Origin of the sequence: Trichococcus sp. K1Tr (assembly GCF_028309625.1) — a bacterium.
Lineage (GTDB): Bacteria > Bacillota > Bacilli > Lactobacillales > Aerococcaceae > Trichococcus.
The window spans coordinates 1-12069 of the sequence record NZ_JAQMHR010000006.1; the positions used below are offsets into that span (position 1 = coordinate 1).

Here is a 12069-nt window from a genome sequence, read left to right on the forward strand (position 1 = left end):
AGAAAATGGTATGGAGAATATTCTGATTCATACTTCTATTTTACCACTGTGAAACCAAAACAAAAACTGTGGAACATGTGCTATCATCACATTCCACAGCTGAAAAATTTTATACTTTCCTATAATACAAAAAAACACATGCGAAAGCACGTGTTCTGTCGGGCAAAAGAATGAATGGGAATATTGTTGCACAACAGATCCGCACTGACCTTGAGAAGCGCGCATTTGCAAATTCAACAAGTCCATCCGACTCACTCCCTCGTTTTCGTTTGAAAAGTATCTTGCCCTTGCCTATCATCTTACCCTTATTATACTAGGATAATCCGCGCAGCTCAATTAATTTACCCATTCCTTACAGAAATAAAACATTCCCCTTTATCGTGCCCATTCATTGCCTTTGCAAGTGCTATCCTTTGACATTTTCCGGCGGCTTGCATACAGTTAAAGCAAAGCCACTCACGAGCATAACAGCAACGTTTGTCGCATAGAAACAAGGAGGTTGACCCCTAATGACCACAATCATGATCACAGGCGCAAGCGGTAATATAGGAAGAGTTTTGGTGGATCATCTGAAGAAGGACTACGAACTGACTTTGGTTGATATCCATTTCCATGACGTCGACCCTACCCTTTTGGAGGGAACCATCGTAAAGGAACTGGATCTGACTGTCGTCGGCAACTGGGATGGCCTGTTGGAAGGGATCGATTACGTCATCCATCTGGCCGCAAACCCTTCGCCCTATGCTGCTTTCGACGATTCGCTTATTAGTTTGAACTACAAAATGCCCTACTACCTGTTCAAGGAATCATCCAAATACGAGAACTTCGTCAAGCGCATCATCTTTGCGAGCTCCTTCCATACTGTCAGCGCCTACCCGAAAAATGTGCAGATTCCCGTCGATGCCCCAGTCCGTCCCGGCGACCTTTACGGCGTCTCAAAAGCCTATTTGGAGAGCTTGGCCAGCCATTTCGCCTTTACCGAAGGCCAAGAATCGATTGGCCTCCGCATCGGCAACTTCGATGAAAACCTCGACAATCCATTCATCAATGAAGCAGACTTGGCCGAATACGTGTCGCCGCGGGACTTTTGTCATCTCATCGATTGCGCTCTCAACGCCACGCTGATTGAGCCGTTCCTTTTGGTGAATGGACTGTCGGACAATCGGTTTCCGCGCCTGGACATCTCGCAGGCACGCACAGCCATCGGTTATCGGCCACTCGACGATGCCTTTGTAATGAAGGGCTTCTTTAAGGATGACAACGGCGATCCTGTCGAACTCTCCAACGGCGAACATTGATCCGACGATTTTATTGATATTTTCCCGTTTTTGTACGATTTCGCCCACTTCTACCACCAAAGGCTATTGAAGAGCCAGAATCGAACTGATATGATGTTTAGTGGAGACAGAAGATGTTTCAGATAGACGGAAGGATGTACAATAAATGGCGAAAAAGAACAAAGGCAACCAGATCCAACGCAGAAATGTGACCCCAAAAGTGCCGGAACTGCATAAAAATAATCAAGCAACGGCAAAGAAAAATCTGCCCGTGGATGAAGATCCAACACTGCAGAATTCCTTTAATCTCACGATGTACGGTATGCTGATCGGCGCTTCAATCGGCTACTTCGCGGGCAACCTGACGCTCGGTTTCGGTATCGGCACGCTAGTCGGAGGCGTAATCGATTCCTACCTGAATACTCAGAAGAAAAAGAAACGAGAAGCCATCCTGAAGGCGCAGGCTGAAAAAGAACAGAACTAGGTCCTTTTGCACAAAAGATTGTTCAGACCGCCGTTTTTTCGGATATGCTTTTGTGCAGCGTGAACCTTGCATAACGAAATAAACTGTAGTAAAGTTAGCTTTAACTAAATAAACCGTTTCACAAAGGGGTGCCTTCATGGCTGAGATTGAACATAGATTCTGACCCTTCGAACCTGTTCGTTAACACGAGCGTAGGGATTGTGATTGAGAAATGAACTTCATTCTCCTCCTTTGTCGATGGTATATTATGCCCAAAAAGGAGGAGTTTTTTTTATGTCTAAAAATCTGAATATCTGGATTGAAGGAACCATCATCGCTGCTTTAGCGACCGTGTTGTCCTTGATCCCTTTCAATATCGGCCCTAGTTTTTCCGTAACAGTGGGTGCACCGGTCATGATGCTTTACTGCCTGCGCCGCGGCCTGATTCCTGGTTTTTTTGCCAGTTTCCTGTGGGGTGTATTGCACATCCTGATCGGGACGGCCTACATCCTCACACCGCTGCAAGGATTCATCGAGTACTTCATCGCCTTCGGTTTCACCGGTTTGGCCGGTCTCTTCACGCCGAAAGTCCAACAAGCGATCGCGGACCAAAACCAAAAGTCATTAGTGTGGCAAGTCATATTAGGAACCATCGTCGGGACTGTCGGCCGCTACTTCTGGCACACAATCGCCGGCTACTATTTCTGGGGATCCTACGCCCCTGAAGGCTGGAGCGCATGGTTCTACTCCATCACGCTGAACGGCGCCAGCGCCTTGGCTACCGGCACATTCACCATCATGGTACTGGCTGTAATCGCGAAAACGAACCCGCAATTGTTCGTTCCAAAAAAATCCGTGCGCGGGTACTGATTAGCTGACAAACAAGTGGTTGTTACCGGGCCGCGTCGGCTGTTTGAGCAGGTAGGCAGATAGAACAGCCGACGCTTCCGGGTGTTGACTGTTCACGCTTTCGTTCGATAGAACAGTCAACGTTTCCGGGTATTGTTGGCTGTTCAGGCTCGCGAGCTGAAAGAACTGTCGACGGACCCACCATTAATTGGTTACTGGACACCGGTAAACCGGATATCCAGATTTTCTATTTGCCATTCCACAAATAAAGCATAGGCAGCCTCCATTTTCGGGGCTCCTATGCTTTATTTTATTATTCTACTAGCCCGGATTGGCGTTCCAGCGTGAAGCCCTTCCCTGCGACCTCATGGACTTGTCCGATAATCACGAAAGCAAATGGATCGATGTCGTTCACCAAGGCATTGATGGCGGACAGTTTACGCTGCTCGATGACGCAAAGCACTGCTTGTTGTTGCACCCCTTCAAAGGCCGTTTCGATGTTCACCAGCGTCAGACCCACATCCTGCACATACAGCAATGCCTCTTTGATTTCCTCAAACTTTTTGGAAATGATGAAAAGCTGCATCTTATTTGTCCCGGTGACCATGACTTTGTTTATGACGATGGACGTCAGGAATACCATGATGAGCCCGTAAAGGATCTGTTCCATACTGGAAAAGAAGGCCTGGACCAGCAGGAAAATCACGTCGAACGCATACATCCCCACCGCTACCGGAATGCGGAAATGCTTGTTCAGGAGCAGCGGTGGAATGTCCATCCCGCCCGTGGAAGCTCCGACCTTGAACACCAGCCCCACACCCAATCCGCACAGGATCCCCGCGTAGATTGCCGAAAGCAGAATATCATCCGTCATGTCCTGCAAAGCAGGCACTGTCCGGAAAAAAGTCAAAAACGTCGGAAAGATAATCGTGCTTAGGATCGTCGTCAAGGCGAACTTCCTGCCCAACAAGGCTGCCCCGACAAAAAACATGAACCCATTAAAAATCAGCACGACCAGAGAGATGTTCAATCCAAAAAAATGATTCAAAATAATGGCAAGACCCGTCGTTCCTCCGGCAATCAGATTTTTAGGCAGGATAAATGCCGCAATCGCAAACGCAACGATGATATTCCCTGCGACTACCGCCGCTATCGGTTTTAAAGTATGCAGTAGTTTCAAATATGTCACTCCTTTTTCTGAGATTAATGATGCTTGGATACCTTTCAGGAAAGTTATATCCACGCCATTATAACAGATAAATGGTTGATGGAAAGAGCTGTATGTGCCTTTGGAAATTATTTAAAGAAAAATAGGATTCCCGACATCAATATGATGAAAGAAATCCTATTTTGAATTATTATGCGGCCAAGAAGACTCGAACTTCCACGGGAGATACTCCCACCAGCCCCTCAAGCTGGCGCGTCTGCCATTCCGCCATGACCGCAAAACTAACTATTTCATTATACTTTTGAAGTGGTTTTCTGTCAACGTCTGCTTACTGATTCTCGTAAAATTAACCAATTACCAACACGCTTAATTACTCACTCAACTTTTGCACTCATAAATTTAGGATGACTTATCGCTTTATCTAGGTTTTCTGAATACCTCATATACAAAATATGCGAAAAGACAGCACTTGGATCATGCGACTTGTCTGTAGAAATGTGTTCCTCGTTATCTGCTACCCTCTTTTGCGTGAGATTGTACTTCTCTCTGACACCAAAAATGCGCACAATGGTCTCATTCCACTCGATCACACGATGGAGTTCCTTCGTATAAGCAATATCAGACTGGATATATTTCTCTATGTCCTTTGACGGAAAGGCAGCTTTCGCTTTCTCGTCCACTTGATAACAGGCTATTCTCAGTTCCGCGGATTTTTTCCGCAAGATACAATCGGTGAGAGGTACAAAAAGCTGCTCATGGATTTACCGAACCTGGACATCCATCAAAGCAACTACGTGCTGGAGCAGTACATGCCTTGGTCGAAAAATATCCAAGAGACATGTGGCAGCACATAAAGAAATAGCCGGATACTCGCGAAAAAATCGCATGGTATACGGCTATTCATGATGCGCACCAAAAGGTGCGCTGGTTTTTTATATTTCGGGCTTACTTAATATCCGCTATTAACGTTTTTTATCCTCATAAATTTTAGATATTTGATTACTAACATTGTTTCCCTGTTTGTCTGACTTATCTAACCAATCAAAATTATCACTCCCTTTACAAATTTATTTCTCCCCAGAACATTTGTCCGATTCTGATGGATCACCCCTCTATCGAGGACTCTAAATCCCTCCTGGCATCGTACCAAAGTATCCTTCCTGCTGTGGAATACGGAGAGGATGCAATCGTTTGCGAGTTTATCAAACTATTCACACTCCAAATTGATACAGTTAAAAATATAAGAGATAAACTTCTTTTCTACTACAACCTACAAGCGGTTAACCTCATGAATAGATGTATTAGTGATGACTGCTTTATCCGAATAGGCACCTCAACAGATATGCGAGGTGCAGCGTAACGCTCAATTTGGCAATCCGGAAGATACCTCGTTTTTATTCCACTATGAACACTTTCCGAAGCTTTCCGTTCCTCTTACACTGCTGGGCGAGAGCTTCTAGAGAGCATAGCAGTTCTTCTAAATATGTGTTGAGCAATTATTTTGAAATAACCTTAAAATACACAGCATTTCCGTCCTCCAATAACAACTCATATTTTTCCGGGTTATTCTTCAAATACACCGCTAAACTTCGTTCAGAATCAATTAAGAAGGCATCGAAATTATATTTCTCAATAATATCCTCTGGATTAAATATTTTGTTCTCATTACTTGTTTCTGTCTGCTGTAGGAGTAACAAGGATATTGCATCATGTAGATTATACTGTGAGAATACATCTGCTCTGCCATCAACAAATGTACTTATGTCATTATAAATAAGTGTTTCTCCAAAATTGTAATCATTAAATAATCTTTCGGGCTCCTCTTCCTTTATCAACTCAATAAATTCCCTGTCCAACGCAACCGATAAAAGGTTTCCTTCGCTAACAGTATTGACCATTGTGGAAATACTAAAAATATTAATTGCTATAAAAAATACTATGATCATATAAAATATTCCTGAATCTAATTTCGTTTTCATAGGTTTAACTTCTCTAGGAACAAAATACCTAAAAGAAAAAAACGTTGATGCGATAAAAAAAAGAATGCTAAATCTTGCGCTCCTAAAAAACATGTATGTGAAAAATAAAAAAATTAATAAATCAACTATTCTTATCTTTTTATCTGTGCTTATAAAGCTGAGTCCCACAACAAATAAGGGCAAAAAATAAGAAAATAATTGTGGTAATTTTTTTGCATCTGGTGGAGCCCATTCAGAAATAACCAACTGCATGAATGAATCGCCCATATTAGTAAATGGGTAAGTAAGCATCTGCAAACCATGAGGATTGATTACCAATGTTAAAATCGATAAAATCCCAACAACTAGGTATGTCCTTATTTGTCTTTTTGATAATTTTTCTCCATCTAACTTCCCGATTGAAAATTTAAAAATACCAGAAAACATGAAAATAAAGCAAAGGATGTATGGTAGTGTCGATGAGCCTCCATGAAAATTACTCCATAACAATGAAATAAAAGGTACAAAGTAAATAGCCTTTGAAGATTCATCTTCTTTATATCTATATAAACAATATAATGTTCCATAGAGTAAAAAATAACTTATCAACTGTGGCCTTCCATAAAAAAAGGTTGGGAACATCCCGATTATTGGAATTAAATATAGTAATGATAGCAAGACATTCATTTTTATTCCATGCTTATTTCTTATTACTACAAGCATGGACATTCCCAGTGCGGAAAATAAAGATAAGAAAAAAATACCAATATCCCCCAAAAAAGCATGAATCACATAGAAAAATACATCTGAAAGCCACTCATGCGATACCCATAAAATATCATTTTCTTTAGCAAACCATGAAAAAACATCAATATATGGTATTTCTCTGTTATTTACCATCCATTCTCCTGCTTTTACATGCCACCAAAAATCATTTCCTGAAATACCCATTCTATAAAAGTAGATTAATCCAGTAATTAGAATCGCTAAAAGCAGAATGAACATATTATTTTCGCCACTTCTTTTTTGTGTTGTTTTCATTTTATTTCCCCATCTCCTTAATCCTCAACATACTAACAAATTTCCCCTTTCTTCTTATTTCATAGGCAAAACAATGCTGTGAAGAAATGATTTTGTCATAGGGATGTTTATAAGCTATTCTACACTTCTCAAAACGAAAATATCCCAATAGCATAAGGATTCTTAAACATAGGTAATGCAATTCGCTTATAAAACTGGTTTGATAGTCATTTCACCGCCCGCTAGTTAAGTCTACCATAACACAGATCTGGTGATAATAATTGAGAATTCCCAGTTAACAATGTCTCCATTATTTTAATTGTATGGATCCATCTCCTTAATTGGCGGATGAAGTAACAGCGGTACATACAGTCTATTAGTTATTCAATAGCAATAAAACCATAAGATGAGTAGTGTAAGATCACGATAGTGGAATTGTACTACTCATCTTAGTGTATTTAAAAAAGACCCTTTTGTCTTTTTCATATTAAGTCCCAAATATTCCAATTTAATACCTAACTAATGGCCCACATACAAAATTAATCTTGTGCTGCACGCTATTCAGTAAGCCTCACGTTACGCAAACCAGAGTCAGGATATGTTCCGGCAACACTACTGGCAGCAACATCATATTCAAATGTACCAACGATTACACCTTTTTTGACTATTTTTCCATCAATTTCTGTTTTTTCTTCGTAATAACTCTTAACTTTAAATGCAGCAAACCCGACAATCATTAGCTCCTTCTTTCCCTCAACATCCATGCTATCGACTAATGGTATATAAGCCATTTTGTTTTCTGTAAAGCTTTTACCGGACATAGCACCAGGCTCGGTAAATACTTTCTCGCCGACAAAAATGGGTTGATCATAACCTTCTGTGACGAGATCCTGAAATAAGGCAGCTCCGCCTTTGTTGAAACTGCTATTTACAAAACTGGTCAATGACCCAAAGTCTAACCCCCCGAAGTTTCCGTTAGCCCCGTCTCCTCCGCCTTCTTTCAAAGTATATTCCTGTCCAATGTTGAAAGTCTGTTGTACAATCCCTACAGGTATTACACCTGTGACACCATCCGCTGGACTAATGGACGCGGTCGCACTGGCCTTTACATTTGCGCTACTCAACCCAATGATTTGTGCAAATGTATAATTTACATTCTTAATTGCTGATACTTTTACACTATTAGCTTCAGGATCAATTATGGGAATAACATCTTCATATCCATTTGAATCAAAATAATCGTCAGCAGCGCCTCTAGCAATAGTTTCAGCAATTACATCATCCACACCAGTTAAATCGTACGCACCAGCTAAAGCAGCTGCATCTACTGCATTTTGCAGTTTCGCTTTCTCTACATATACGCTGCCTACATCAACAACAAAAGCCATAACAGCCAACAGTATCGCAAATATTCCGACAAAAAAAACTAATGCCTGTCCGTGTTCTTCATTCTTTAATTTTCTTATTTTCCTCAGCATTGCCTTCCCTCCTTCGTAAAAGGATTTCTCAGTGAGCCATTTATCTTTCATTGATGTCTTTTGCCTATTTTCCGACAGAGATTGCGTCACCAATCCGTAATTTTTCGCTCAATGTGTGCGCATTGCTCTCAATCACATATGTTGATTTCCTAACAATCGGAGAAATTTTTCCTGGTTTCATCGCGGGCATAATATGGACGACCCTATCATCAGAATCCACAAAGATGACATCTATAGGGAATCTCATGAAAAAACAATGCACACTATTGCATGGCTTTATGATCAGACCTGCCTCTTCAGGCAAATCCTTTTTCCCCATCAAGCCCAAGAATCGGCTGCCGAAGCTATCTGCGACCTTGGCATTCTCTAAAATGACCTCATTCGTATCTTTCTTCACTAGTTTGCCCATATCACATCTTACCTTCCAGCACATTTTTTGCTTTTTCTTGTTGCTTGAGACTTTTTACTTCTGTTCTGTACACAAATGTATATCCCCCAGTTTCAAAGGAATCCTGATCAAATATTTCCCTATGTGTCAGAACTTCCCCATCAATTATGAATATACCAGGTGCTTCTGCATTCAATAGTAGGTGAAATGGTTTGTAGCCTTTTGATAACGATTTATATCCTTCAACCCATTTCATCGCGTTGTTATTTTTTACCACGTCAAGGTTCAGATTGTATTTGTATCGGGTTTCCACGATGCTTACCTCGGCATTTTTATCATGTCCTCCAAAAGAAATAGTTATTTTTGAGGAATTCCTCGGCAACTGGAACTTCATCATAGAATCAATGGAGCCTTTTTTGTTGTACTCCAAGTATCCCAAGTTGTTCAGTTTCTTGTTGACTAAGACGAAATACAGCAACCGGCCAATCGCAATAAACGCAATCATTAGCACGGCAATCAGGATTATGATACTCTGATTATTTTGGAATGTGTCTTTTAAGTTTATCAGCAATAGGTTTGTTCCGGATACGACAGAAATAGTAGCCTTCATATCTGTCGTAACCGCTGTCAAAGGGTCCAGAGCTGCTAAACTTAACTGAACATTATGATCATCCAAATTCATACCATCGGAAAGTTTCACTTCAACAACACCGTCCAGTATTTCACCTGATTCCAACAAAATTGGGGTTGATTGGACAGTACCAATTGCAGGGTCGACTTCGACTGTTATCGTTTCACGCCTACCGGAATAACTTTCCAAATGAATTGGGACGCTGATATCTCCCCCGGCTTTTCCAATCAAATCAGCCTTCGGAATTGCACCCACGACCTCTCCCGAAGAGACGACCTTGTAATCTCCCAAATCCTCTTCCAACCGGAACATGTCGCCTTGATAAACTCCTTGCACAACCAACGACGCCGAAAATTCACCTTCTTGGTCAAATGGCATAATCGCTGAATAGATTCCATCTCCACTAGCTACGTCTCCGCTTGCTTCATCCGGATTGTCCGTTAACACTTGTATTTCTTGTCTGCCATCAGCATAGTCTTTCACCAAATTGAAACTGGTGATTTCTATACCTTGTTGACTGCTGACCACATTCTCACGCATTTCGAGATATCCAGTGATCTTTTTACTTTCCGATAGCTTATAGGTACTGTTACCCTTTTCGTACTCATCTGTTCTCAAAGCAGGCAATTCTTGTACTTTTATATTGGTCAAGCTTTTCGTAACCAAAATATCCCCATCTTTGACGATCGTTTCCAAAGAATATGCCCCTTGTTGATCTACTTCATCATATGTGCCCACATAATAACCATCCTTTAAGGCTAACTGGATATTGTTCGTTTCAGGAATGCCGTTTTTTGATACCAAGACCTCAATCGTCATATCAGGGGACAACTCCCCTAGTACAGCAACCGATACTGTCAGTGGTTCGTTTACGGGATGTTGCATGTTTGTCTGAGGTTCTACCATCCAGGATTTGAAGAAAAGATCTTTATCGCCGAACAGTTGCACGTTTCCAGTCCCGTTCACGATTAATTGCCATTCGCCAGCCAGTTCCTTCTCATCCTGATTCAATGTGATGATGGAATAATTATCGTTCTTTTGCACCCCTAAATTTTGCGGTGCCGTTTGCCCATCTGACGATATGACAGACACATTCGACCCGGCATTTTCATTTACCAAAACCATCGTCACTTGGGAAGTATAGGGATCGACAGAAAAGGGAATGGCGTGCTCTCCCTGAATGTCCAAGCTTTCGTTGAAGAATGGCTGACGATTCTTCAGAGTTCGAAGAACCTCAAAAAAGTTGGTTGCAATCGCACTGGGATTTTCAATGAATTTCGCTTCACCACGGGAATCGGCTGCAATTCGTTCTAGAATACTCTGATCGGAATTTCCGAATCCTAAGGTATAAATCGGGTAATCCTTCAATCCGATATTTGCCGTCGTTGACCAAATACTTTCCATATAGCCTGACATGAAATCCGGATTATCCCTTTGAACCGGGTCTGGATCGGGCACCCCATCTGTCAGAAAGATGATTACTTTTCGGACATCTTGCTCAGCAAAACTGTCAAGTTGATACTCTGCGGCTTGTAAAGCTTTTAAATAATCCGTATCCCCTGACGCCGTTATCGCAGGGGCAAGTGTAGCTTTCAAATTTGCTTTGTTTTCCATGCTTGCCACCAGTTGCATAGGGATTGCTTCCACTGCATCAGTAGAAAACATGACGACACCAAAATAGTCATCAGAGCTCAACAGATCAATAAAGATTTCTGCTGCTGTCTTTCTCAAGTTATTCGGGTCCGTATCGGCCATACTCCCAGAGGTGTCAATCACCAGAGAAACAGCAATTTTTTCCGAAGTAGTCGTTTCTTCCGCGAATACAGAGGATACATTTTTGAAAAAAAACAGGACGAAGAGCAAACAGAATACGAATGTTTTCTTAATGGACATGCTGAGCGTCTCCTTTCTGCTGTTTTCACTTCAAAAAGTTCTCCATTATACTGATGATGGATGGACCAATAGCCACTATCAACATCGCAGGCAATAAACAGAGTGTCATGGGAATCGTCATTTTTACTGGAATTTTTGCAGCTTGTGTTTCTAACCGCTGGCGTTTTGCGATACGAATTGTTTCCGCCTGAATGCGAAGGACGTTCCCGATGTTTGAACCAAGTTCCTCAGCTTGAATAATCGACGTGACGAACGTGGCCAAATCTTCAACCTGTGTGCGTTTCACCAAATCACGAAATGCCTCTGAGCGGTCTCGCCCTTTATTCATCTCGTTCATAGTGAATAATAGTTCATCACTTAACGGTCCTTTCAATTTGCTGGTGGTGCGATAAATGGACATATCAAAAGACAAGCCGGCTTCAACTGTTACATGCAGCAAATCCAAGAAGCTTGGCAGAGCATGCTGAATTTGTTGTCTCCGCTCTTCTGACTTTGATTTCAAGACCGAATACGGGAATAAGAAACCAATTAGCACAGCCAAAAACAGGAACGCGGAATTGATCGGACTTCCAAATCTTCTGGATATCACGAAATTCATCAGAACCAACAGACTTGCCAGAAGAAATTGAATTGCAAGGATATTGTAGTATTTCATTTTATCCAATAAACCGGCACTGGCGAGCAATGCATTGTACTTGTCACGAATTGAGGAAGGGGCAATTCCCCCCAAATTTATTACTATTTTTTCATATGCTGGATTGATGACTCGCTGTGCGAAAGGCTCATGCATCTCATCAGAAAGAACCTCCCGCGTATCGGTAATGACTTTCACATTATCCAAGCGTTCTTTTACTAACGCTTTTGGTGCCAGTAATAGTTCATAGATTACGTAGAAAATTCCCATGCTGGTGAGAAAAACAGAACCGTAAACCAGAATTTCCATT

Annotated in this window: 9 protein-coding genes, 1 tRNA gene and 1 riboswitch; of the genes, 3 read left to right on the forward strand and 7 right to left on the reverse strand. The window is 41.7% G+C overall.

Features of this window, described 5'->3' with window-relative positions; all coding sequences use genetic code 11:
- Positions 1–509: 509 nt before the first annotated feature.
- The 3 genes from PH235_RS10250 to thiT all read left to right on the forward strand — a co-directional run bounded on the left by PH235_RS10250 (position 510) and on the right by thiT (position 2610).
- Complete coding sequence (locus tag PH235_RS10250; RefSeq protein WP_272162246.1) at positions 510–1298, forward strand: NAD-dependent epimerase/dehydratase family protein; 789 nt, start codon at positions 510–512, stop codon at positions 1296–1298.
- A gap of 145 nt (positions 1299–1443) precedes the next feature.
- Complete coding sequence (locus PH235_RS10255) at positions 1444–1761, forward strand: hypothetical protein (protein WP_272162247.1); 318 nt, start codon at positions 1444–1446, stop codon at positions 1759–1761.
- Positions 1762–1875: 114 nt separating this feature from the next.
- Positions 1876–1976: riboswitch (TPP riboswitch) on the forward strand.
- A 58-nt stretch (positions 1977–2034) separates the two neighbouring features.
- Positions 2035–2610, forward strand: coding sequence for an energy-coupled thiamine transporter ThiT (thiT, locus tag PH235_RS10260; protein WP_272162248.1), 576 nt, complete (start codon positions 2035–2037; stop codon positions 2608–2610).
- A gap of 292 nt (positions 2611–2902) precedes the next feature.
- Here the strand turns inward: thiT and PH235_RS10265 are convergent, their stop codons facing one another.
- The 7 genes from PH235_RS10265 to PH235_RS10295 form a co-directional block, all read right to left on the reverse strand.
- Positions 2903–3769, reverse strand: a complete 867-nt coding sequence (locus PH235_RS10265) for a YitT family protein (RefSeq protein WP_272162249.1) — start codon at positions 3767–3769, stop codon at positions 2903–2905.
- Between the two features lie 181 nt (positions 3770–3950).
- Positions 3951–4034 (reverse strand) — tRNA-Leu (locus tag PH235_RS10270).
- 1219 nt (positions 4035–5253) lie between these two features.
- Positions 5254–6756 carry a hypothetical protein gene (locus tag PH235_RS10275; protein WP_272162250.1) on the reverse strand — a complete coding sequence of 501 codons (1503 nt, stop codon included), beginning with the start codon at positions 6754–6756 and terminating at the stop codon, positions 5254–5256.
- Between the two features lie 536 nt (positions 6757–7292).
- Positions 7293–8213 (reverse strand): Tad domain-containing protein, encoded by a 921-nt coding sequence (locus tag PH235_RS10280; RefSeq protein WP_272162251.1) that lies wholly within the window; start codon positions 8211–8213, stop codon positions 7293–7295.
- Between the two features lie 64 nt (positions 8214–8277).
- On the reverse strand, positions 8278–8622 hold the full coding sequence (locus PH235_RS10285) for a DUF192 domain-containing protein (protein WP_272162252.1): 345 nt from the start codon (positions 8620–8622) through the stop codon (positions 8278–8280).
- A gap of 1 nt (position 8623) precedes the next feature.
- Complete coding sequence (locus PH235_RS10290; RefSeq protein WP_272162253.1) at positions 8624–11125, reverse strand: VWA domain-containing protein; 2502 nt, start codon at positions 11123–11125, stop codon at positions 8624–8626.
- 25 nt (positions 11126–11150) lie between these two features.
- Positions 11151–12068, reverse strand: a complete 918-nt coding sequence (locus PH235_RS10295; RefSeq protein WP_272162254.1) for a type II secretion system F family protein — start codon at positions 12066–12068, stop codon at positions 11151–11153.
- Between the last annotated feature and the right edge of the window lies 1 nt (position 12069).